General features: G+C 56.0%; 18 protein-coding genes. 13 read left to right on the forward strand and 5 right to left on the reverse strand.

The features are described from left to right. Nucleotides 1-4: 4 nt before the first annotated feature. Nucleotides 5-679 (reverse strand): DUF2301 domain-containing membrane protein, encoded by a 675-nt coding sequence (locus tag O77CONTIG1_RS03950; protein ID WP_068508254.1) that lies wholly within the window; start codon nucleotides 677-679, stop codon nucleotides 5-7. A 58-nt stretch (nucleotides 680-737) separates the two neighbouring features. After that, nucleotides 738-6,887 (reverse strand): cadherin domain-containing protein, encoded by a 6,150-nt coding sequence (locus O77CONTIG1_RS24150; protein ID WP_156434910.1) that lies wholly within the window; start codon nucleotides 6,885-6,887, stop codon nucleotides 738-740. A 213-nt stretch (nucleotides 6,888-7,100) separates the two neighbouring features. Between O77CONTIG1_RS24150 and O77CONTIG1_RS03960 the strand changes: the two genes are divergently transcribed. The 8 genes from O77CONTIG1_RS03960 to O77CONTIG1_RS03995 all read left to right on the forward strand — a co-directional run bounded on the left by O77CONTIG1_RS03960 (nucleotide 7,101) and on the right by O77CONTIG1_RS03995 (nucleotide 14,000). Next, the gene (locus O77CONTIG1_RS03960; RefSeq protein ID WP_068508258.1) at nucleotides 7,101-8,648 is read left to right on the forward strand and encodes a phytoene desaturase family protein; all 1,548 of its coding nucleotides are present in this window, start codon (nucleotides 7,101-7,103) and stop codon (nucleotides 8,646-8,648) included. 754 nt (nucleotides 8,649-9,402) lie between these two features. Next, nucleotides 9,403-9,597 (forward strand): hypothetical protein, encoded by a 195-nt coding sequence (locus O77CONTIG1_RS03965; RefSeq protein ID WP_068508261.1) that lies wholly within the window; start codon nucleotides 9,403-9,405, stop codon nucleotides 9,595-9,597. A gap of 174 nt (nucleotides 9,598-9,771) precedes the next feature. Then, a complete protein-coding gene (locus tag O77CONTIG1_RS24155; protein ID WP_156434912.1) occupies nucleotides 9,772-9,951 on the forward strand; it encodes a hypothetical protein in 180 nt (59 codons plus the stop codon). A gap of 73 nt (nucleotides 9,952-10,024) precedes the next feature. Continuing rightward, entirely contained in the window at nucleotides 10,025-10,417 is a 393-nt protein-coding gene (locus tag O77CONTIG1_RS03975) for an STAS domain-containing protein (protein ID WP_225894684.1), read from the forward strand. Next, nucleotides 10,401-10,850 (forward strand): Mini-ribonuclease 3, encoded by a 450-nt coding sequence (locus tag O77CONTIG1_RS03980; protein WP_068508267.1) that lies wholly within the window; start codon nucleotides 10,401-10,403, stop codon nucleotides 10,848-10,850. The genes O77CONTIG1_RS03975 and O77CONTIG1_RS03980 overlap by 17 nt, the downstream gene beginning before the upstream one ends. Before the next feature lie 189 nt (nucleotides 10,851-11,039). Continuing rightward, on the forward strand, nucleotides 11,040-12,452 hold the full coding sequence (gene rlmB / locus O77CONTIG1_RS23280; protein ID WP_084782143.1) for a 23S rRNA (guanosine(2251)-2'-O)-methyltransferase RlmB: 1,413 nt from the start codon (nucleotides 11,040-11,042) through the stop codon (nucleotides 12,450-12,452). 353 nt (nucleotides 12,453-12,805) lie between these two features. Then, the gene (locus O77CONTIG1_RS03990) at nucleotides 12,806-13,072 is read left to right on the forward strand and encodes a DUF1816 domain-containing protein (protein WP_068508269.1); all 267 of its coding nucleotides are present in this window, start codon (nucleotides 12,806-12,808) and stop codon (nucleotides 13,070-13,072) included. Between the two features lie 259 nt (nucleotides 13,073-13,331). Next, a complete protein-coding gene (locus O77CONTIG1_RS03995) occupies nucleotides 13,332-14,000 on the forward strand; it encodes a hypothetical protein (RefSeq protein WP_068508271.1) in 669 nt (222 codons plus the stop codon). A gap of 24 nt (nucleotides 14,001-14,024) precedes the next feature. Here O77CONTIG1_RS03995 and O77CONTIG1_RS04000 read toward each other — a convergent pair whose 3' ends face one another. Further along, complete coding sequence (locus O77CONTIG1_RS04000; protein ID WP_156434914.1) at nucleotides 14,025-14,315, reverse strand: hypothetical protein; 291 nt, start codon at nucleotides 14,313-14,315, stop codon at nucleotides 14,025-14,027. Nucleotides 14,316-14,598: 283 nt separating this feature from the next. On the opposite strand from O77CONTIG1_RS04000, the gene O77CONTIG1_RS04005 reads away from it, so the two are divergent. Then, complete coding sequence (locus O77CONTIG1_RS04005) at nucleotides 14,599-16,110, forward strand: UbiD family decarboxylase (RefSeq protein WP_068508274.1); 1,512 nt, start codon at nucleotides 14,599-14,601, stop codon at nucleotides 16,108-16,110. Between the two features lie 14 nt (nucleotides 16,111-16,124). Here O77CONTIG1_RS04005 and O77CONTIG1_RS04010 read toward each other — a convergent pair whose 3' ends face one another. Beyond that, nucleotides 16,125-16,559, reverse strand: a complete 435-nt coding sequence (locus tag O77CONTIG1_RS04010) for a type II toxin-antitoxin system VapC family toxin (protein WP_068508276.1) — start codon at nucleotides 16,557-16,559, stop codon at nucleotides 16,125-16,127. Beyond that, a complete protein-coding gene (locus O77CONTIG1_RS04015; RefSeq protein ID WP_068508278.1) occupies nucleotides 16,538-16,774 on the reverse strand; it encodes a hypothetical protein in 237 nt (78 codons plus the stop codon). Before O77CONTIG1_RS04015 ends, O77CONTIG1_RS04010 begins: the two co-directional genes overlap by 22 nt. A 143-nt stretch (nucleotides 16,775-16,917) precedes the next feature. Here O77CONTIG1_RS04015 and O77CONTIG1_RS04020 point away from each other — a divergent pair, with 143 nt between their 5' ends. From O77CONTIG1_RS04020 to O77CONTIG1_RS04035, 4 genes are all read left to right on the forward strand, one after another. Next, on the forward strand, nucleotides 16,918-17,625 hold the full coding sequence (locus O77CONTIG1_RS04020; RefSeq protein WP_068508279.1) for a DUF2232 domain-containing protein: 708 nt from the start codon (nucleotides 16,918-16,920) through the stop codon (nucleotides 17,623-17,625). A 704-nt stretch (nucleotides 17,626-18,329) separates the two neighbouring features. Continuing rightward, complete coding sequence (locus tag O77CONTIG1_RS04025) at nucleotides 18,330-18,854, forward strand: helix-turn-helix transcriptional regulator (protein ID WP_084782146.1); 525 nt, start codon at nucleotides 18,330-18,332, stop codon at nucleotides 18,852-18,854. A 700-nt stretch (nucleotides 18,855-19,554) separates the two neighbouring features. After that, nucleotides 19,555-20,094, forward strand: coding sequence for a helix-turn-helix transcriptional regulator (locus tag O77CONTIG1_RS04030; protein ID WP_068508283.1), 540 nt, complete (start codon nucleotides 19,555-19,557; stop codon nucleotides 20,092-20,094). A 144-nt stretch (nucleotides 20,095-20,238) separates the two neighbouring features. Further along, the gene (locus tag O77CONTIG1_RS04035) at nucleotides 20,239-22,215 is read left to right on the forward strand and encodes a hypothetical protein (protein WP_068508284.1); all 1,977 of its coding nucleotides are present in this window, start codon (nucleotides 20,239-20,241) and stop codon (nucleotides 22,213-22,215) included. Nucleotides 22,216-22,450 lie beyond the last annotated feature (235 nt).

Below are 22,450 nucleotides of genomic sequence, written 5' to 3' on the forward strand. Positions count from 1 at the left end.
CCGATCAGCTAATTTGATCGGCCGATTTAGCGGTCTGGCTTTCCCGCTGGAGATATTCAAACACGCTCTTGTCGCCGATATCCGGCGGGATTGCCTGGACACACTTTCGCACCGCAAAGATCAGCATTAGCACAGCCCAGGCAAGCAGCAGTTTACTTTCGATGCCCGGTGACAACACCCCCGCCATGTGGCCCAGCAGCAGCAGCGGCACCAGTGGGGTCAGCAGTTTTGTTTCCAGACGGTTAAAGCAAAACGCTTCTTTGAAGAAAATGCCCGTGAGCGCCGCAAAGGTAAATCCCACACCCAAAATCGTCTGCGGGTGCAGATAGACCGACTGCACGAATGGCTCTGGATATAGGTGGGCAACGGCGATCGCGGCGATCGCCCCTACCAGCCAGAACGCTTGGAGCGCTCGATGCAGCGGCTTCATATAAATATGAATCAGCATCAGGCTTGTGCCCAGCGCCAGTGAAAACAGCGTATACAGCGGACTAAGCCACCGCAGCACCGTCGGGTCGTCGCCGCGTCCCAGCACCAGCCCTGTGCCCGCTGCAAAACATAGCGCCGCCACCATCAGCGCCGCCCGGTAAAGAATAACCCCCAGGCGATCGCCCTTCGTAATCGTGAACTCACCAAACTGTCCCTGATAAACCTCCGGCTCCGCAAGGGTGTGGGTCATGGCTATACCTCGCTCGACAGACCAATCTGCAAAAGGTCAGATGCGACCTAACACAAACCTACCCCACAATAATATTCCCTGCGCCCAGCGACGGTCGATTGCTCAGCGTGCCAATCAACACCTGACGCTGGCTGCCTGTGCCGTCGGGGTCAAAGAACAGGCGACTCGTGGCGGCATCGTAAATGAAGCGATCGCTCTGGCGACGGGCGCTTGTTCCCCGGATAAACTGGGCTGCATCGATTCGTCCAGCCGATAGCCCCGTCCCCCGCACCAGAATCCGATCTTGACGCAGATTGAAGTCCGTTACGATGCTGCGACCCAGCCCCCTGCCCACGCCAAACACAAACGTATCTCGTCCCTGTCCGCCTGTCAGGATATTCCGGCCACGCCCACCCTCCAGCAGGTCGTTGCCGTCCTCCCCCAGCAGGGTATCCGCACCGGCCAGCCCCAGCAGCGTGTCGTTCCCCGCGCCGCCTTGCAGCAGATTTCTCAGCGCATTGCCCGTAATGCGGTTGTTCTGCGCGTTGCCCGTGCCATTTCTGGCGTTATCAATCAGCACCAAATTCTCAACGTGATCCGGCAGCGTGTAGTTCACGGCGGCTTGCACCGTATCGTTGCCTTCGTTGGGGCGTTCAATAATCGTATCCGCTGGATTCCTGACAATGTAGACATCATTGCCCAGTCCGCCAATTAGCGTATTGTTGCCCGTGCCGCCATCCAGCGTGTCGTTGCCAATGCCGCCCACCAGATAATCATCAAAATTATCTGCGCCAATCATCAGCGCATTGCCCCGGAACCCGCTCAAGTCAAAGACTTCAAACTCAGTGACCAGCGTTCCTGGGGAAATGTCAGGAAGCTGGCTATTGAAATTGCCAACATTGACAGTGATTGACCCTGTGCCATCGGTTAGTACAAGGGTATCTACCCCCGGCCCACCGCGAATCACGTCCTGCTGCCGCAAATTGGCCAACGTAGACCGGACGATATCATTTCCGGCTCTGCCCGAAAGCAAATCTGTGTTTGGCGTGGTTACCAGCACATCGTCCCCATTCGTACCATCGACTTGAGAGAGTCCGACAAAGCTAAGTGTGGTGAAGGCGATGGGGCTAAAGGTTTGCCCATCAGACGCAGCGGCAAAAATCGTCCGAGTAGATGTGTTGGGCACAGCCGCCGAGTTTTCGTAGGTAATGGTACGTAAGACCTGCTGATAGACAGAGGCAGGGGCACTGCCCCAGATCGTGAGTACGCCCGTGGGGTTATAGTTGGTTCGCAGGTTAGTGCCGCTGACATCGGCGATCAGGCGCTCGCTGGCTCCATTGATCGGGTTGGTCAGATTGACCACGAGCTGAGTCAGGTTGGTGGGGCTGGTTTTGGTGATGGTGGCGTTTGGCGCAGCCACTTTGATTGATGCAACTGTCGGCGCACCAATGCTGAAGTCGATTCCCGCAGCCGTGCCATTTAGGTCAACCACGATTGGGGCCGAGATGCTAGACGGGGTTTCATTCACATCCAGCACGCTGATGATGAATACTTTTTCAAAGCTGCCGCCGCTGGGGTCGGTGGTGCGGACGCGGATGCTGTAGGAATTTTTGGATTCAAAGTCTGGCGAAGAGAGAATGCGGAGGCGATCGCCCTCAATCAGAAACGCAGCATTGTCCGTACTGCCTGCGCCGCTGACCAGCGTATAGGTAAACCCGCTGGAATGATCCGGATCGGAACTGTCGAACGTGCCGATGATTGTATTAGCCGGAACGTTTTCTAGGACGCTGAGGCTGCTGAGAGCAATATCTGTGGGCGGCTGATTAACAACAGGAGGAAGCTCTGACAGGTCGTTAATCGTAATCGTGAACGACTGCTCGAAGAACAGGCTGCCGCTGTCGGTGGTGCGGACGCGAATCGTGTAGCTGTTCTTGGTTTCAAAGTCGGGTGAAACGTTCAGCCGGAGTTGGTTGCCGACAATCGCGAAGCTGGCGTTGTCGGTGTCGCCTGTGCCGGAGACGAGTGTGTAGGTGTGGGTGTCGCCCGTGTCGGGGTCGGTGGTTGTGAATGTACCGACGGTGGTTCCGACCGGGACGTTCTCATCGACGTTGGTGGCGCTAAGGGCGATCGCCGTGGGGGCTTGGTTGGGCAGCGTTTCGTCGAGGTCGTTGATGGTGATGGTGAACGACTGCTCGAAGAACAAGTTGCCGCTGTCAGTCGTGCGGACGCGAATCGTATAGCTATCTTTCGTTTCAAAATCAGGAGAAACGTTCAGCCGGAGTTGGTTGCCGACAATCGTGAAGCTGGCGTTGTCGGTGTCGCCTGTGCCGGAGACGAGTGTGTAGGTGTGGGTGTCGCCCGTGTCGGGGTCGGTGGTTGTGAATGTACCGACGGTGGTTCCGACCGGGACGTTCTCATCGACGTTGGTGGCGCTAAGGGCGATCGCCGTGGGGGCTTGGTTGGGCAGCGTTTCGTCGAGGTCGTTGATGGTGATGGTGAACGACTGCTCGAAGAACAAGTTGCCGCTGTCAGTCGTGCGGACGCGAATCGTATAGCTATCTTTCGTTTCAAAATCAGGAGAAACGTTCAGCCGGAGTTGGTTGCCGACAATCGTGAAGCTGGCGTTGTCGGTGTCGCCTGTGCCGGAGACGAGTGTGTAGGTGTGGGTGTCGCCCGTGTCGGGGTCGGTGGTTGTGAATGTACCGACGGTGGTTCCGACCGGGACGTTCTCATCGACGTTGGTGGCGCTAAGGGCGATCGCCGTGGGGGCTTGGTTGGGCAGCGTTTCGTCGAGGTCGTTGATGGTGATGGTGAACGACTGCTCGAAGAACAAGTTGCCGCTGTCAGTCGTGCGGACGCGAATCGTGTAGCTGTTCTTGGTTTCAAAATCAGGAGAAACGTTCAGCCGGAGTTGGTTGCCGACAATCGTGAAGCTGGCGTTGTCGGTGTCGCCTGTGCCGGAGACGAGTGTGTAGGTGTGGGTGTCGCCCGTGTCGGGGTCGGTGGTTGTGAATGTGCCGACGGTGGTTCCGACCGGGACGTTTTCATCGACGTTGTTGGGAGAAAGGGCGATCGCCGTTGGGGCCTGGTTGACGGGGGTTTCGGCGATGTCGTTAATCGTGATGGTGAACGACTGCTCAAAGAACAGCGTGCCATTGTCGGTGGTGCGGACGCGGATCGTGTAGCTGCTCTTAGTTTCAAAATCGGGTGAAACGGCGAGGCGGAGTTGGTTGCCAACAATCGTGAAGCTGGCGTTGTCGGTGTCGCCTGTGCCGGAAACGAGTGTGTAGGTGTGGGTGTCGCCTGTGTCGGGGTCGGTGGTTGTGAATGTGCCGACGGTGGTTCCGACCGGGACGTTTTCATCGACAGAATTGGTGCTGAGGGCGATCGCCGTTGGGGCTTGGTTGACGGGGGTTTCGGCGATGTCGTTAATCGTGATGGTGAACGACTGCTCAAAGAACAGCGTGCCATTGTCGGTGGTGCGGACGCGGATGGTGTAGCTATTTTTAGTTTCAAAATCGGGTGAAACTGCTAATTTCAGAGCATTTCCATCAATTGTGAAGCTGGCGTTGTCGGTGTCGCCTGCGCCGGAAACAAGCGAGTAAGTAAACGTGTTTCCGGTATCTGGATCGGTGGTGCTGAAAGTGCCAACCGTAGTACCAACGGGAACATTCTCATCAACGTCTGTTTCGCTCAGTATGAGAGCGGTTGGGGCTTCATTAACGTTGTTGATGTTGATGGTGAACGACTGCTCAAAGAACAGCGTGCCGCTGTCGGTGGTGCGGACGCGGATCGTGTAGCTATCTTTAGTTTCAAAATCGGGTGAAACGGCGAGGCGGAGTTGGTTGCCGACAATCGTGAAGCTGGCGTTGTCGGTGTCGCCTGTGCCGGAAACGAGCGTGTAGGTGTGGGTGTCGCCTGTGTCTGGGTCGGTGGTTGTGAATGTGCCGACGGTGGTTCCGACCGGGACGTTTTCATCGACGTTGTTGGGAGAAAGGGCGATCGCCGTTGGGGCTTGGTTGGGCGGCGTTTCGTCGAGGTCGTTGATGGTGATGGTGAACGACTGCTCGAAGAACAAGTTGCCGCTGTCAGTCGTGCGGACGCGAATGGTATAACTATCTTTCGTTTCAAAATCAGGAGAAACGTTCAGCCGGAGTTGGTTGCCGACAATCGCGAAGCTGGCGTTGTCGGTGTCGCCTGTGCCGGAGACGAGTGTGTAGGTGTGGGTGTCGCCCGTGTCGGGGTCGGTGGTTGTGAATGTACCGACGGTGGTTCCGACCGGGACGTTTTCATCGACGTTGGTGGCGCTAAGGGCGATCGCCGTTGGGGCTTGGTTGGGCGGCGTTTCGTCGAGGTCGTTGATGGTGATGGTGAACGACTGCTCAAAGAACAAGTTGCCGCTGTCGGTGGTGCGAACCCGAATGGTATAGCTATCTTTCGTTTCAAAGTCGGGGGAAACGTTCAGCCGGAGTTGGTTGCCGACAATCGCGAAGCTGGCGTTGTCGGTGTCGCCTGTGCCGGAGACGAGTGTGTAGGTGTGGGTGTCAACAAAATCAGGATCAATGGTTGTGAATATGCCAACTTCTGTGCCAATGGGCGAGTTCTCATCCACAGACTGCGGATCAAGATTAATAGCAGTGGGTGCCTCATTGACGTTCGTCACCGCCACCACCACTTCTTTTTCGTAGCTCAATCCGTTTGGATCGGTTGCCCGAATTTTGATGGTGTAGCTGTTCTTTGTCTCAAAATCTGCCGCTGCCCGCAGCACCAAAATCGGCCCGCCGGGCCCAGTTTGAATTTCAAAACTAGCGTTATCTGGAAAATTGACTGAATCAATCAGTTCAAAATTGGTGACAGTATCTCCATCGGGGTCAATGGCGGAGAGATTCCCAATGACGGTATCTAGCGGGGAGTTTTCTGGAAAACTGGCAGGCGTTAGCAGGATATCGGTCGGCGCGGTGCTGGTGGGCGGCGAAAACCGCTGTCCATAGACACCGGTGCCGTTAGCGTCGGGCCCCGTCCAAACGACGACAAAATTGCCGCTGGGAGCAACACCAACGGCAGGGAAGCGCTGATCGCCTGGGGTGGTGGTGTTGACCAGAAACTCGTCACCCAGAGGAGTGCCCGTTCTGCTGAAGCGCCGCGCCACAATGCCCGTGGTCGTCACAGTTTCAGAAGGCTGGCTAAAGCTTTGCCAGGTGACGACAAAGTTGCCGTCGCTATCCATTGCCACCGTGGAATAACGCTGCTCGCCCGTGGTGAACTGGTTGACAAGGATTTCGCCCGTCAGCGGGTCACCATTGCTGTCAAACAGGCGGGCGTACACGCCCCAGCTAGAGCCGTCCTGGTTTTCGCTCGACCAGGTAATGACAAAGTTGCCATCAGGGGCGATCGCCACATGGGAATTTTGCTGATTGCTTGCAGTGGTGCTGTTGACAGGGAATTCCGTGCCGACTCGTGCGCCCGTACTGCTGAACTTTTGGGCATAAACGCCGAAGCCACTGCCGTCTTGCCCAACGCTCGACCAGGTGACCACAAAGCTGCCATCGGGGGCGATCGCCACGTTAGAAAAACGCTGATCCAGGTCTGTCGTTGTATTGACCTGGATATCGTCGGTGCTGGCAGGGCCTATCGGTGGTTCGATTGGCTGCGCCACGCCCGCGCTGTTGAACCGTCGCACAAAAACCCCAGTGCCGTTGCCATCGCCTACGTCGCTTGTCCAGCTGACGACAAACTCGCCCGTGGGAGACATTGCCACGCTCACTTCGGTCTGGTCGCCTAGCGTGCCGGTATGAATCTGCGTTTCGCCACCGATGCGGTTGCCGTCTTTGTCAAAGCGCTGAGCGTAAATGCCTGAATCGCCTGTCACCGGGTCTTGGATGCTTTCCCACACCACAATGAAATTGCCCTCGGCATCGGCTGCAACGCTGGCGAGTTGTTGAATATTCGCTGTCGTCGTGTTGATGCGGGCATCGTTTGTAGTGAGTCCAGAAGATGCGCCATCAAACAAGTTCTGCGCTACACCCGCACTGTTAAATCGACGAGCATAGATTCCTGTGTTTGAGCCACTGCCGTCTGGTCCAGTCCATACCACCACAAACCCGCCATTGCCATCTACTGCGATCGCCCTCGTCGAGAATGCCTCAGCGGTGAGTAGTGACGTACTCTGACTGCCTGTTGTAATTGTGTTGATGGGAAACTCGGAGCCGACGAAGTTTACAGATGACATGGCAGGTTGCTCGCAATGGGCTGGGTAGACGACCGACTGAGGCTAAAGCAGGCGCTAGACTGAGGTTTGGACGGCAGCCAACCGTCGAAATAAGGAAGATCCGCACACATCGTACCCAAATCGGCATATTTTCCCATCAGGGAGCGATCGCCCTTTCTCCGTATTTTCCGGTCTATTTTTGCGCTCTCAACAGGTTCCGCCGATTCGCCTTCCATGAATACGCCATTACCCAGTTCACAAATCGATAATCTATATGAGGTTGTGGTGATCGGCAGCGGCATTGGCGGGCTGACGGCGGCAGCGCTGCTGGCGCGATATGGGCGGCGGGTGCTGGTGTGCGAAAGCCACGCAATTCCGGGTGGTGCGGCCCACAGCTTTTCGCGGCAGGGCTTTCATTTTGATTCAGGCCCCTCCTTCTATTGCGGGCTGAGTGAGGGGCGATCGCTCAATCCGCTCAAGCAGGTTTTGGATGTGCTGGGCGAGTCGGTTGCGGCTGTGCCCTACGACCCACTGGGTCACTACCACTTTCCAGAGGGCACGTTTCCGGTCCATTGCCAGAGCGATTGCTATCGGGCTGCCGTGGCCGAGATCACGCCCCAGGGTGCGCGAGAGCTTGCCCAGCTAGAGCAGCGGTTCCTCCAGATTTACAACGGGCTGCGCGACATCCCCACCCTGGCGCTGCGGGCAGACTGGCAACTGGTGCCAGTTTTGCTCAGCCGCTATCCCTGGGCGCTGCTCAAGCTGCTGCCCCAAGTGCGATCGCTCCAGTCCTCGGCGGGTGATCTGCTGGATCAAACTGTGCGCGATCCGTGGGTGCGGCGGTTGGTAGACCTGGAATGCTTCTTGCTGTCGGGGCTGCCTGCGGCGGGAACGGTCGCGCCAGAGATGGCGTTTATGTTTGGCGAACGCACAAATTCTGTGGTGGACTATCCGCTGGGCGGCAGCGGGGCGATCGTGCAAGCCCTCGTGCGTGGGCTGGAGAAATGGGGCGGCAGGCTGCGGCTGAATGCCCATGTGGAGCAAATTTTGGTAGAAAACGGGCAGGCGGTGGGCGTGCGGCTGCGGTCGGGCGAGGCGATCGCTGCAAAGACCGTCATTTCCAACGCCACCCTCTGGGACACCTACACGCACCTGCTCAAGCCCGGTGATTTGCCCGAAGACTACCGTCAGAGCGCTCTGGAAACCCCCGCTGTAGATAGCTTTATGCACCTGCACTTGGGCATCCGCGCCGACGGGCTAGAGGGACTCACTGGCCATCATGTCGTGGTGCAAGATCCGGTTGAGCGCTACGACCTGGCTGCGCCGGGCCACACCTGCATGATTTCGATTCCCTCGGTGTGGGATGCCAGCCTCGCGCCGTCAGGTCATCACGTCGTCCATGCCTATACCCTGGAACCCTACGACGGCTGGCAGCGCGATGCCACCTACGAAGCCCGCAAGCGAGAGCGGGCAGAGCCGCTTTATCGGGCGCTGGAGCGGGTGATTCCCGACGTGCGCGATCGCCTCGTGCTAGAGCGAATCGGCACACCGCTCACCCATGCCCGCTACCTGCGCCGCCATCGGGGGACCTACGGCCCGGCGATCGCCGCCCATCAGGGCCGGTTTCCCAGCACACACACGCCCATTCGCGGACTCTACCGCGTCGGCGACAGCACCCTGCCAGGAATTGGGGTTCCGGCGGTCGCTGCGTCGGGGATTCTCTGTGCCAATACGCTAGTAACGCCTACCGCTACGGCAGCACTGCTTAGGGAACTGGCCTGACTCCATCATTTGGCTAGAGGGGGCATTTGGCTAGAGGGGGCAAACGCCAGTGGGCAAAGCGCTTTCGTCAGAAAGTGCAAAAGGAAGTGCAAACTCAGCCCGCTGCCTAAAGCCAAGGCTTTCTCCCCTCTTCCATGACACGAAAAAAGGCAGTACGATAGAAGGCTTTTTTGTTTTTCTCTTGATTTTTTAAAATTTGTGCTTAGAATGGATGCTATCTGCTTCCAGCCCGCTGAACTTATTGAAAACGTTTCTTGGGAAAGTTTCTTAAGAATCGGTTTACTCTCAAGCCAGGGGCAATCGCTAAAGATTCAGGAATGAAATTTAATTGAGGACATCAACTTAGGTAGGTGCGGATTGATGTTCTGACACAGTTCTTTCTAACACAGTTCTTAAGATTCGTTCGGCAAATACGGTCTTAGAATGATTGAGAATTTAGCAGATTGAAATCCAGAATCATACCTTATCTTTAAGGGATCTGAGTTTTGAAGCAGGATTTTGACTGTCTTGACTGTAGCTAGTTGCTGTCTTTAGAACTGTTGTTGCATTTTGCAATGCCTAGCCCCTATGCTCTAGCTCCCATCTGAAGTTAGTGCTTTTTGGTCTAGCGTCTCTCCGTGAAAGCAGCCTGGGGCAGGGGCTTTGGCGTAGCCTCGCGACCACCTTGTAATTGGAAAAGGTTCCGTAAACTCAGGGATTTACTTTGCCTGAGTCGTGTTTTTAATGTTTTGTTGAATTTGGATCACTATAATCTATGACAGGTGCAGAGTGGATCTTTATTGGGTTTGCATTTGCGTGTTCATTCTTGTTCAACAAGCCTGCTGAGAAGAAAAAGGAAAAAACTAAGGAAGAAGAGTTTGCTGATCTGATTAAGCACTTCATGACCGAGGGAATCCCTGTAAAGATCAAGGGCGCATCCGAGGGTGAAAAAGCCGAAAAACCGTCCTGAAGTTCGGTTCAGGAAATCTGATTGATCGGCCGGTTGATTGGCCGAAAAATATGGGTGTATGGCTGCTCAATAAACGCGAGGGTTCTAATTGCTTGACGACCTTTTTCTGTGGGGGCGATCGCCCCAAAATAACCATCCCCTATTTGGTTTTTCGAGTTGATGCCATCTTTCAATTTGCCCCGTTCATTCGCGCCCTTTAGCAAGTGTGTCGAAGGTGTATTTGGGGCGATCGCCCCCACCCCAAATACCCAAGCTAAATCCCCATTCCTCATCGGCGTATCGGCATCGGCGTATCGACTCATCGGCGTATCGGCGCAGATTGCAGATTATAGACAGCGCGGCTCACGCGGCTAAAAGTTCTATTGGCCACAAATTCACTTTGGAGTATACTTAAGCCTCGATTCACTTACCCAGACACAGCGCTGAGTTGAACGCCAGCGGGGAGGTTCTTATTCCTGAGACACTTACTTTAACGGTGAGCCTGCGCGGCACTCGGGAGGTGCGAGACAACAGCCAGGTCTTCCGCCTCGCGGGGCTTCTCGATGCGTTTTCTGAACCCACCTTCCGCAAAGTCGTCGATAAATATATCGAGGAGGGGCCGTCTAGCGTCATCCTCGACATGTCCCAGATTGACTTTATTGATAGCTCCGGCATTGGGGCGCTGGTGCAGGTGGCAAAGAAAGTGCAGCAGGCAAGTGGCAAGCTGCAACTGATCGCCAACTCCCGCGTCATGCAGACGATCAAAATGGTGCGTTTGGAGCAATTTTTCAAGATTCAACCCAACGTCGAGGCGGCTCTGGAGAATGCCAAGCGGTCTTGATGCGGCTGGGTCGTGCCCCGCTGAGAAGGGACTCCGGGAGCAAGACCTCCAGCGGCTCTCTCCGGCTGCTCTGGCCTACGTGGGCGATGCAGTGTATGAGCTGCATGTGCGGGTAGCCTGCTTGCTGCCGCCCAAACGCATTCAAGATTATCATCGGCAAGTCGTGGAGCAGGTGCGGGCCGAAAGCCAGGCCGCCCAGGTGCGATCGCTCTCTATCCATCTCACCGAACAGGAGCAAGACATTGTGCGGCGAGGGCGCAATGCGGCTCAGCGAGGCCCCCGGCGGGTGGATGCCGAGATCTATCGTCAGGCCACAGGTCTAGAAACGCTGCTGGGGTACTTGTATCTCAGCAACCCAGGGCGGTTGCAGGAGTTGCTGACACGGATGCAGCCGCTAGAAAACTTGCCTGAAGAGGGCAGCGAAAAAGCCTGACCGTTTAGATGCAGCAAGCTTAAGCAACCGCAACAAAATTGCAAGAAATCTTTGGTCAGGGAATCGTGTTGGTTTTCCCCCAATTCGGGGCTGGCTCCGCTATGCTAGAAACCCGGAGATGCTGACGGTTTTACTGCCCGGCGCGTCTTAGACATTTAGACACTACGACTACGTCAGGGAAGGAGACTCATGGCTGCTCAAAACCGCGATTCCAATCGGGGGTCGTCCCCACGCAAAGGACAGGGTTCATCCCGACCGGGCAAGCCGCGTGCAGGCGGGGGCGGGCGAAAGTTTTCGGGCGGAAAGTCGGCGGGCAGCAAGTCGGCAGGCGGAAAGTCGGTGGGCGATCGCTACTCCGGTGAGCGGGCCGCAGGCGATGCTTCGGGCGATCGCTACGGTGAGGGATCTACGAGTCGAAAGCCCTCTGGCGATCGCTACGGCAAACCTGCGGGCAGAAAGTTTTCGGGCGATCGCCCGGATCGTCCTGCCAGAGACTCCTACAGCGCTAAACCGTCGGACCAGAGCCGGTCAGAGCAATCCGCAGGCGATCGCCCCCCCCGTCGTCGCAGTGATGCAGACAAGCCCGCCAAAGCCAAATTTAGCCCAGACCGGCCCGTCCGTCTTTCCGGCGATCAGGTTCGACCTATTTCCCGCCGCCCGGCCGCTGCGCCAGGCAGAGACGGGAGCGATCGCCCCGGCCGCAAACCGCCCCGACCAGCTTGGGAGAGCGATCGCGGCGCATCCCAACCGAGGGACTTTAGGGACGTTTCGGAAGCCCGCTATGGGGCCACGGAGAGCCTCGGCAATGAACTGCATGAATCCGAAGAAGCCAGCCCCGATTTGATCTATGGTCGTCATACGCTGGTGGCGGCGCTGGAGGGCGATCGCCAGCTTAACCGCATTTGGGTCACGCCGCGCCTGCGCTACGATCCCCGCTTCCATACGCTACTGCAAAAGGCCAAGAGCAACGGAGCCGTCATCGACGAAGTAGACAATCGACGGCTCGATCAGTTGACGCATGGCGCAACGCATCAGGGCATTGTGGCCCAGGTGGCTCCCTATGAATATCTGGAACTAGGCGACCTGATTGCCCAGGCCAAAGCCGCTACCGAACAGCCCGTGCTGGTGGCAGTGGACAGCATCACCGATCCCCACAACCTGGGCGCAATTATTCGCACTGCCGAAGCACTGGGCGCTCAAGGGATTGTGATTCCCCAGCGGCGATCGGTCGGGGTCACCTCAACGGTGATGAAAGTTGCGGCGGGTGCGCTGGAAAACCTGGCGATCGCCCGCGTGGTCAACCTGGGACGAGCGCTCGAAGCGTTGAAAGCCGAAGGGTTCTGGATTTACGGCACCGACGCAGAAGCGGGGCAGTCAATCAACACGGTCACGTTTCACAAGGCGACGGTGCTGGTGGTCGGCTCCGAAGGCGACGGGCTGAACCTGCTGACACAGCGCAGTTGCGATGTGCTGGTGTCGATTCCGCTGCGGGGCAAAACGGCCAGCCTGAATGCCTCAGTGGCCGCGGGCATGGCGCTGTATGAGGTCTATCGCCAGCGCTGGACGAGTACGCTCTCGCTCAGTCCGGCGATCGCCAAGTGATTCACGACCTGGGTATACATCTGCCCCCCGAAACAAGAAAACATGCCCCAAAAAATGCAGAAAAAAACGCAGAGGCAAAATATAGAGTGAAATCCGGAGTGATCAGAATTTTTGCCTAAACGTCACACACAATACGATCTGGGGGGCAGATTTCAAGGGATGCTGTAGGCGGGACAAAACTTGAGCTAGAAGTCTTAGGGATGGAAGGGGATAGAAGCTTAGCCCCCTTGAACAGACTGGCTCACAGCATGCCTTATTTTGCTGAAGCTGGTTCATAAAGGATTGTAATAAATATTGAATTTTCCTGAAGAGAACCCTACAGTTTAAGCCAAAGACTTACATCCCAACGCCTTATGAAAGAAACCTGGATCTCGATCTTGCAAACGGTGGGTGCGGCCTGGTGGGTGGAAATTGTAACCGACTCGCCCCGCTGCACCTATTACTTCGGCCCCTTCGCCAGTGCAACGGAAGCAGAACAACACAAGGGCGGCTACGTCGAGGATCTAGTGCAAGAAGGCGCACAGGGAATCAAGCTCAGCATTAAACGCTGCAAGCCCCACAAACTGACGATCGACGATGAGCAGGAAATGCCCACCCGCAGCGCGGCTGCGTTTGGCTAGGTCGAGCGAAGCCGGGTTTTGTCAGAATTGAGCGATCGCCCTCCTTCTGGCAATTGTGAGGAGGGCGATCGCATTTGATCACCCAGTCCCAGCTTAGTACATAAGCTCTGCTTAAGAAAAATTGCACCCACTGAGCAATTCTGCTTATCAGAGGTAGGATCAGAGTGTAAGCCAAAGCCTATAGAAAACGCTTCAAACTCTCTATCCGCAAGGCTTCTACCAGAAAACCTGATCGCTGATCAGGAGGAGGGTGCCTGCCATGACGCTGCACACAGATTTCCATCCTACTTTTTTCAAAGACGCTCATCTCCGCCCAATTTTGCTGTCTTCCCTGATTGCACTGTGCGTTGGTTCCGCCGTATACGGCCTTCAGGAATATCGCTACTACGGACAGCGCCTTGCCTTTTCTGGTATAGAAGGCAAAGTTGCTGACCTGAATCATCAGCTTGAGGAGGCGGCTGAGGCGCTGGATAGCACGAAAACAGAACTGCAAAGTGCGAAGGACTACGGCAAACGGAAGAACGACGAACTCTACGATACAAAACTGGCGCTAGAGGAGTCGAAAAAACAAGCGCAAACACTTAATGATCGGCTTTACGATGCGAACCAGCAGGTGAAAAGCCTGAGCAGCCAGCTTGAGGCAACCCAGCGCAGTCTGGCGGAAAGCCAGCAGGCCCGCTGGTCTTTGGGCAACCAACTGGAACGGACGCGCACCACAACACAACTGATGGGTCAATGTCTGGCGGATGTTCAGCCGTTTATGGAACATGCTCCAGCGGTATACAGCTATTTGAATAACCCGTTACCATCGGCGCTATTTGGAGATGGGGGAAATACTCGTGGTCGAGAAGACCTGCATACGCTCATGAATTCCTGGCAGTTTGGCAACTGTAGCCGAGTCGTGCCGTCTATTGCCAGCTATCGGTAGAGTGGGCGATCGCCCCTGGTTTAGTCAATGGGTGGATGGGCGGCGGCGACGACGGGCGTGGGGGCGATCGCCCTGAGAACCTCGACGAAAATCCTGAGTCGGGTTCACCGCTGCAAACTCAGCCACGTAGGGATTTTCCGGCACGGGTGTCGCGTAGGTCGAAAACACCTGCCGATGATCCCGCCAAAATAGCCCCGAATCTGGATAGCCCGCCCGCTGAAACTGCTGCACCAGCACCCGGCCGTAGTACTGGTGATACAGTTCTGCAAGGTGCGAGAAGGGAACCCACGGCCTACCGCTTCTGGCAGATTCCATTCGCAGCAGCGTACAAAGCTGACGGCTTAATTCTTCAGTCCCAGCATCCAAACAATCCGACCGAACCTGAGAGAGTGTGCCGCAAGTAGTCCTGCAAGGGTTAATGTTCATCGCGATTTTCAGAATTGGCTAAACGCTTGCCCCAAGTGCCTTCTGGGGATATCAGAGAGCTACAGGTCGCTCGTTTTGCGTTTCTGGCCCATCTGGGTACGGATCTCTGCACCGAAAAACGACTGAACCGATCTCGTTGATAATGAGAAGAGACACGTTACAGTTCTTCATCATGGCGCGAGACCTGCGGGGATTTTTGAACCAGCTAGAGCAGCGGGGGCAGTTGCGGCGCATTACGGCGCTGGTTGATCCCGAACTGGAAATTGCCGAAATTGCCAATCGGCTGTTGCAAAGCGGCGGTCCGGCGTTGCTGTTTGAAAACGTGAAGGGGGCTGAGTATCCCGTCGCGGTGAATGTGATGGGCACGGTGCAGCGCGTCTGCTGGGCGATGAACATGGAGCAGCCCGAAGAACTGGAAGCGCTGGGCAAGAAGCTGGCCCTGCTGTATCAACCCCGCCCGCCCAAGAAGATTTCTCAGGCGGTTGACTTGGGCAAGGCCCTGTTTGACGTGGTGAAGGCCAAACCCCAACGGGAGCTGCTGCCGCCGTGTCAGCAGGTGGTGCTGAAGGGCGACGAGGTAGACCTGACCAAGCTGCCGCTGCTGCGGGTGTATCCGGGCGACGCGGGCAAGGTGATCACGCTGGGGCTGATGATTACCAAAGACCCCGAAAACAAGATTGTGAATGTGGGTGTCTATCGCCTCCAGTTGCAATCCAAAACCACGATGACGGTGCAATGGCTCTCGGTGCGCGGCGCAACGCGGCATTTGCGGAAGGCGGCGGAGCGGGGCGAAAAACTGGAAGTGGCGATCGCCCTTGGGGTAGACCCGATGCTGGTGATGGCGGCCGCGACCCCGCTGCCCATTGATATGTCGGAGTGGCTGTTTGCCGGACTCTACGGCGGCGGCGGTGTGCATCTGGCAAAGTGTAAGACGGTGGATCTGGAAGTGCCCGCCGATTCAGAATTTGTGCTGGAGGGTACGATTACCCCCGGCGAGGTGGCGATGGACGGCCCCGCAGGCGACCACATGGGCTACTACGGCCCTGCCAACCCCAACGGCCCGCTGATCCGCTTCCACTGCATAACCCATCGCAAAAATCCGATTTACCTCACTGCCTTCAGCGGTCGCCCGCCCAAGGAAGACGCGATGATGGCACTGGCGCTGAACCGGATTTACACGCCCATTCTGCGGCAGCAAGTCCCGGAAATTGTGGACTTTTTCTTGCCAATGGAGGGCTTGAGCTACAAAGTAGCCGTCCTGTCCATCGACAAGTCCTATCCAGGGCAGGCGCGGCGGGCGGCGCTGGCGTTTTGGAGTGCGCTGCCGCAGTTTAGCTATACGAAATTTGTGGTGGTGGTAGACAAAGATATCAACGTCCGCGATCCGCGCCAGGTGGTCTGGTCGATCACGTCAAAGGTAGACCCAGCGCGGGATGTGTTCATCTTGCCCGACAATCCCTTCGACTCGCTGGACTTTGCCACCGAGCGCCCCGGCCTCGGCAGCAAAATGGGCATCGACGCGACGACCAAGATCTATCCAGAGAGCGATCGCCCCTGGGGTAAGCAGCTCGAACCCGACCCCGACACGGCGGATTTGGTGTCGCGCCGCTGGGCTGAATATGGCCTCGCTGACCTGAATCTGGACGAGGTAGACCCCAATCTGTTTGGCTATGACATGAAGTGAGTAGTCTAGCAGCGCTATTGGTCTGAAAAGTCGGCAATGGGTTTAAGGGTTACACCACTGGCGAGCGCCGCTTTGACCTGGCGATTGTCTACACTTGCTAGCGGACAGCCCAATTCTAGCGCGAGGGCAATATAGAGCGAATCGTACACAGCTAAACCATGACTAAGCGCAATTTTGAGAGCGTTTGGCAGGAGCAAATAAACTGCGACCACTTGAAAAGGCAGATCGAGAAAATCTGCAATGATCGACTCTGCGTCTACTTGGGGAAATCCGTTGAAGCGAACCTGTTTCCACAACACATTCGTGCATTCCAAAAGGCAAAACTCTGGAATGTAAAGTTCGTGGCCATCGACTAAACCCGATAAAAGATTGGCAGCTTCAGCTGTGTAACGATCAGGATTCAGGTCATGGGCTAAAACACTGGCATCTACGACATACCTTGCCGCCACTGGTTGCGCTCCTCTAAAATCATTTGGCTGGCTGTGGGAGCGCTGACCGGGGGTGTCCAACGACGGTTAGCAGTCGCCTTCGAAAGTGCCCGCACTTGGTCTGGCTCAGCGGGTGTTGCAGGACGCAAAACAAGCCTAAACTTCATGTCTACGGTTTTGATGATGAGCGACTCTAGCTCTGTTATCGTCATGTCACCAACTTTTTTGGGTGCCATAGAAGTCTCTCAACAGTTGATGTAGTCCTACTCTAATCCAGACACGCTAAGCTTGCAGACTTTGCCTTTGGCGATCGCCCGCTCGTCCATCGTCTGATCGCCTCAAGTCCAGCGATGCAGAATGGGACGCGGCGCTAAAGGCAATGAGCGCCGAACCCGAATTGGCGATCGCCGACTCGCCTGAACCTTCGCCCGTGCAGGTCAACGTAGCGCCAGCCCCGCTCAAGCTGGTGGAAACAGCGTTTTTATCCAGCACGGCGGGGCTGCTGTGGCTGGTGAGCTACTATCTCAGCCTGGTGCCCTGGATGCGGATCGTCTTTCCGCTGCCGATCGCCCTGGTGTATCTGCGCTGGGGAGCGCGAGCAGCCTGGATGTCGCTGCTGGTGACGGGGCTGCTGCTGTCGGTGCTGATGGGCCCGTTTCTCAGCGCTTTATTTATCATTCCCTACGGGCTGCTGGGTGTACAGCTCGGCTTTTTGTGGCGGCGGGGCGCGGGCTGGCCCGTGTCGATTGGCCTGGGCGCGATGTTGGCGACGTTTGGCCTGTTTGCGCGAGTCTTGCTCACGTCTGCCTTTGTGGGCGAAGACCTGTGGGTGTATCTAACACGCCGCATCGCCGATCTGCTGGAGTGGCTGGTGACTCGTCTGGTGGATTGGGGGCTGCTGGGCGTGGGCGCACTGGGACAGATCAATCTGCCTGCGGTGCAAGCGTTGACGGTAGGCGCGTTTTTGCTCAGCGACCTAGTGTATGTGTTTACGATTCACCTGGCGGCGTGGCTACTGCTGGGGCGGCTGGGCAACGCCATTCCCGAACCGCCGCGCTGGGTGCGGATCTTGCTGGAAGAAGAGTAAACATTAAATTTAAGACGGCTGAGACGGCTGAGACGGCTGAGATGCTGAGATGCTGAGATGCTGAGATGCTGAGACGCTGCGATAGAGAGTTTAGATTGATATCGCAAAACGATATTGACAAATCTCTCCGGAATAGCCTATCGTGAAAATGTAATACTTTGTAGTACGAAGCTGACTCTGGTTCACCTGGGCGATCGCCCTCGCAACCTGGGTCAGCAAGCTGAAGAATGATTGAACAACCTGCGATGCGATCGCTTCAAGCACCTGAATTCGTCATTTTCTTTCGATTCGTGGCTTTTCTGGCTATATCAATTTTCTGAATTCGCTGATTGAAATCATCCTGAAATCATTTTGTGAGACGCGCTCATAAAATGCATCTCACAAGCTAATCGATCTAATCGATTGCGTCATCTCGAAGAAATGATATTAGCCGTTAAGCAGACCCTGTTAAACGCTACCAAACAGACAGCTAATTAGAAACAGATCGAAAGATAGGACTTTCTATTAAGTCGAAGATTTTTGCCGTCTATAAATTGCTCTCATGCTGTGGCAAAAGTTGACCCCATCGCCTTGAAATTTGAAACCTCCAGATTTGAATGTGCGAGTTTCTAAGCTGTGCGATAAATTTCGTGAACCTTTAACAGGTTAGCTTTCAGGTTTAACCCTTGATTTCTAACCCCAGCCCCCTGTTGTAGGCATATATCATGATCCCCAATTCACTCTTTGAAAGTTTGTTAGACGGTATTCTCATCGCGACGGAAAACGAGTTAGTAATTGCCAACGATGCGTCCCGACAAATCTGCCAGAGATTGATGCATCAGGTACAGGCTGAGCAGCGATCGCCCCTCCAGGTGCCAGCCGACGTTTGGCAAGTGTGCCAGCTCGTGACCACAGGACGCATCGCCAAGCTGACCGTGCAAGACGGCGAATATTTTGTGGAGCCGCGCCAGCAAATTCGGATGCGATCGCACTGGATGACGCTAGCTGAGGGCGATCGCCCTTATCTGATGGTGATTTTGGAAGATCAAGACAACCTGCGCCGCCGCGCCGCCCGTGCCGAAGCTCGCCGCTTTTGCCTGACCCGGCGCGAAACGGAAATTTGGGAACTGCACCGCACGGGCCACACCCGCCAGGAAATTGCCCAAATTTGCTATATCACGCTGGAAACCGTGAAAAAGCACCTGAAAAGCGTCCGCGCCAAAATCGACCCTTGGGAAGCAGCGGGTTGAGGGGAGTTTCGTGGCAATCCGCGATTTTCCAAAATGATGCAGAACCCATCACCCACCATCTAATGTCGATTCTCGATTTTGGATTTGCGATTTTGGATTGCCCGTCAAGTGTCTGCGGGGCCTCCAGCAATTCCAGTCGTGGCTCTGCTTAGGAGAATAGATATAAAATTCACTGCGTAAAACCCGGACGTAGCGCTGATAACTGCATTAGCTCTACCAAATTTACCTCGGTATTTAGAATGATCTGGCTGAGTTCCTGATTGCATTGATTGTTCTGTTGCCTTTGCGATCGCCCTTAGGGTTTCCCAAGGGCAACCGTGGCGCGTTACCCGGCGGCATCGTTTGTGGCAGTGTTTTTCATCTACCTGATCTGCGCTGCGCCGCTGAATAATTCCCGCCCAATCCGACGACCAATCTCCGGTGTGGCAACTCAGTTAAACGCTTAATCTGTGATTTTCTATTGCCAAAACACCCCATCCGGAACAGCAGTTTGCATAGTGGCACAGTGCCATCTGTAGAAAGTGGGAGCAACAAAAAATCCCGCCTCTAGCAAGAAAACGCTGCGACCTCAACGAATGATGCTGACGCTTGTGTTTTGCCCCCGCGTCGCCAGAGCAATCAGTCAGGAACCTGAGCAATCAGGGAACCTGAGCTTCTGTCATTCGCCGAGGCAATGCAGTGTATTTTTGGAAAGCCCCCCATGAACAACAATTTTTTACTGCAAGCGATTTTCGAGAGTTTCATCGATGGTGTGCTGATTGTGAGCGATCGCGGCGAGGTCATCTACGCCAACCGTTCGGCTCACGAAATTTGCCGGATGCTGTCGTCTGACGGGCTAAAAGCCATGCAATTGCCCAGCCAAATCTGGCGCGTTTGCCAAATGCTGGTTAACAATCGGGCGCTGCATCAAGATACGACGGTGATTCTAGAAGATGAAATTCTCACCAGTAGCAACAGTCCGCTGCGGATTCGGGTGGAGTGGATCGCGCTGGAATCGGTAGAGCGGCCCTGCCTGCGCGTGACGCTAGAAGACCGGATGCAGTCTGCCCGCAAACGGGCGATCGCCGAACGGGAACGCTATGGCCTTACGGAACGCGAGGCGGAAGTCTGGCTGTTGCGCCACTTGAACTGGAAATATAAGGCGATCGCCGCCAGTCTGCACATCACCGTAGACACCGTGAAAAAGCACGTCCACAATATCTACGCCAAGCGCGATGCCTTTGAATGGGCGCAAGAATAGCGGCGATCTTGATAGTCAAATCTTCCTGATGCGTCGGGTGCCCCTCACAGGGCACCTGTTTTTTGCATAGGGCCCTACGGATGGCAGGATATGGAAGCTAGGAGAAGATAGAAGCACCTCACGCCCCTTAATCAGGAGTTTTTGATGAGTCAGGAAATTCCCCCAACTCTTGGCAACGTCATTCGGAACGCCGTCACTCGGAAATATAGGCTGGCGAGTGGACTAGTTGCCGCCGGACTAGCGCTCACCGTCGGCTGGAGCAGCCTCGCCAGCCCACCCGAACCGCTTTTGCAAATTCGTCGCGACCTGGCTGAGCTGGGCACCAGCGGAGATGCTGATGCGAAGTCGGCGGCCCTGGCGCTGGCAGCAGATGGCAATTTTTCACAGGCGCTGGCGATCGCCCGGTCTATCCAGAGTGAGCCTGACAAAGCCCTGACCTTGCAGGCGATCGCCGCTATTGCGGGTGAGGTGGGAGGTGCCAGTACGGTATTTACTTTCTTGCAAGAGGCGCTGGCAGCCGCGATCGCAATTCCCCCTGGAGACGAGGATTGGACGGAGGAGACCAAACCTCAGGTTTTGAGCGTGATTGCCTTTACCGCCAACGAACTCGGAGAACCCGGCCTGGCCCAAGCTGCCCTGCAAGAGGCGATCGCCACCACGAAAGAAATCCATGAGTTTAGCAAGCCGGGAGCCTTGATGACGATCGCAGTCGCAGCGGGCAAGTTTGAGGATGTCAGCCTGGCCCAGCCCATTTTGCAGGAGGTGCTCGCCATCGCGAAACCCATGCAGGACGGGGACGGGCCCAATGGCATCATGTTCAACACGATTTTGCGGGCGATCGCCTTTGCAGTGAGCGAATTGGGAGACACCCGCCTGGCCCAATCCACGCTGCCAGAGCTGCTGGTCATTGCCAAATCCATGCCAGATGAGGCGGGCAAATCTGCTGTCCTGGATGCGATCGCGTCTGCGGTGGGCAAGCTGGAAACCCCCAGCCTAGCTCGTCCCATTTTGCAAGAGATCCTGGCGATGGCAAAGCCTATGCAAAATGAGCGGCATAACGCCTGGGTGTTGCGGGCGATCGCAGAAGCGGTAGGCGAGGTGGGAGACGCCAATCTTGCCCAACCCGTTCTGCTAGAGGCGCTGGCTTTGACAAAACCCATGCAAGATGAAAACCACAAAATCATGGTTTTGAACGCGATCGTCATTGCGGTGGGCGACCTGGGAGACATCAGCCTGGCTCAGCCCATTTTGCGAGAGGCGCTGGCTACGGCGAAAACCGTGCAGCCGGACAATACTGCTTATGCATTGGGCGCGATCGCCATTGCAGCGGGCGACCTGGGAGAAACCAGCCTGGCCCAATCCGTTTTGCAAGAGGTTCTCGCCATCGCGCAAGCCATACCGGATGAGTACGGCAAGTATGCAACCTTGAACGCGATCGCACTTGCGGTGGGCGACCTGGGAGACGCGACGCTTGCCCAGTCCGTTTTGCAGGAGGCGCAGACAACTGCGAGAGCCATGCAGAATGGAGAGGCCAAAGCTCAAACCCTGAGCGCGATCGCCTCTGCGGCAGGCAAACTTGGCGAGAGCAGCCTGGTTCGGCCGATCTTGCAGGAAGCGCTAGCAACCGCGAAAGCCATTCAGGATGAACAAACCAAAGCTAATACCTTGAGCGTGATCGCAAGCACAGCGAATGAGCTGGGAGAAACCAGCTTGGCCCAGGCAGCCTTGCAGGAGGCGCTGGCGTTCGTCAAAACTACTCAGGATGAGTTTAGCCGAGCAGATTTCTTGCGTGAGGTCGCATTGACAGCAGGCGAATTTGGCGACGCCAGCCTGACCCGGCCTGTCCTCCAGGAGGCGATCGCCATCGCGCAGACCATCCAGGACGAGGATGCCAAAACCAGATCATTGAGCGCGATCGCCGCCAGCGCTACCAAAATCGGCGACTGGGAACTCGTCGCCTTGGTCACCTCGATCTGCCGCACGGATAGCTGCCTGACACAGACCCAAGCAGGCGCTCTGCGGGCACAGGCCGAGAACCAAAACCCCGCTCTGGCAGAGCTATATTGGCAGTTACAGAACCCGATCTCGTATCTCTCAGAGCTTCCCATCCAGATGTTTTAGCAACGCATTGGAGATCTCAAAGTCCCCCTTATTTCTAGCGTAGCGGCGCGTCAGCGCGGGGATTTAGGGGGATCTGGCACACTTTGCTACAAACAGTAGGAATTTTCAAACGTTCTCTTAGACTGCGATCGCCCCAACACCCCAACACCCCAACACCCCAACACCCCAACACCCCAACACCCCATCACTCCTCCCGCCTCAATCTGGGAATCCTAAAAGCAACTCTCTCCGCTTT

It is taken from the genome of Leptolyngbya sp. O-77, assembly GCF_001548395.1.
GTDB lineage: Bacteria > Cyanobacteriota > Cyanobacteriia > Elainellales > Elainellaceae > Thermoleptolyngbya.

Coding starts and splice junctions, on each gene's coding strand:
- O77CONTIG1_RS04020 (WP_068508279.1), top strand. CDS start 16,918: ATGAGCGCCGAACCCGAATTGGCGATCGCCGACTCGCCTGAACCTTCG.
- O77CONTIG1_RS03965 (WP_068508261.1), top strand. CDS start 9,403: ATGACAGGTGCAGAGTGGATCTTTATTGGGTTTGCATTTGCGTGTTCA.
- O77CONTIG1_RS24150 (WP_156434910.1), bottom strand. CDS start 6,887: ATGTCATCTGTAAACTTCGTCGGCTCCGAGTTTCCCATCAACACAATT.
- O77CONTIG1_RS04000 (WP_156434914.1), bottom strand. CDS start 14,315: ATGGAATCTGCCAGAAGCGGTAGGCCGTGGGTTCCCTTCTCGCACCTT.
- O77CONTIG1_RS03960 (WP_068508258.1), top strand. CDS start 7,101: ATGAATACGCCATTACCCAGTTCACAAATCGATAATCTATATGAGGTT.
- O77CONTIG1_RS03990 (WP_068508269.1), top strand. CDS start 12,806: ATGAAAGAAACCTGGATCTCGATCTTGCAAACGGTGGGTGCGGCCTGG.
- O77CONTIG1_RS04035 (WP_068508284.1), top strand. CDS start 20,239: ATGAGTCAGGAAATTCCCCCAACTCTTGGCAACGTCATTCGGAACGCC.
- rlmB (WP_084782143.1), top strand. CDS start 11,040: ATGGCTGCTCAAAACCGCGATTCCAATCGGGGGTCGTCCCCACGCAAA.
- O77CONTIG1_RS04005 (WP_068508274.1), top strand. CDS start 14,599: ATGGCGCGAGACCTGCGGGGATTTTTGAACCAGCTAGAGCAGCGGGGG.
- O77CONTIG1_RS04030 (WP_068508283.1), top strand. CDS start 19,555: ATGAACAACAATTTTTTACTGCAAGCGATTTTCGAGAGTTTCATCGAT.
- O77CONTIG1_RS03995 (WP_068508271.1), top strand. CDS start 13,332: ATGACGCTGCACACAGATTTCCATCCTACTTTTTTCAAAGACGCTCAT.
- O77CONTIG1_RS03950 (WP_068508254.1), bottom strand. CDS start 679: ATGACCCACACCCTTGCGGAGCCGGAGGTTTATCAGGGACAGTTTGGT.
- O77CONTIG1_RS04015 (WP_068508278.1), bottom strand. CDS start 16,774: ATGGCACCCAAAAAAGTTGGTGACATGACGATAACAGAGCTAGAGTCG.
- O77CONTIG1_RS04025 (WP_084782146.1), top strand. CDS start 18,330: ATGATCCCCAATTCACTCTTTGAAAGTTTGTTAGACGGTATTCTCATC.
- O77CONTIG1_RS03980 (WP_068508267.1), top strand. CDS start 10,401: ATGCCAAGCGGTCTTGATGCGGCTGGGTCGTGCCCCGCTGAGAAGGGA.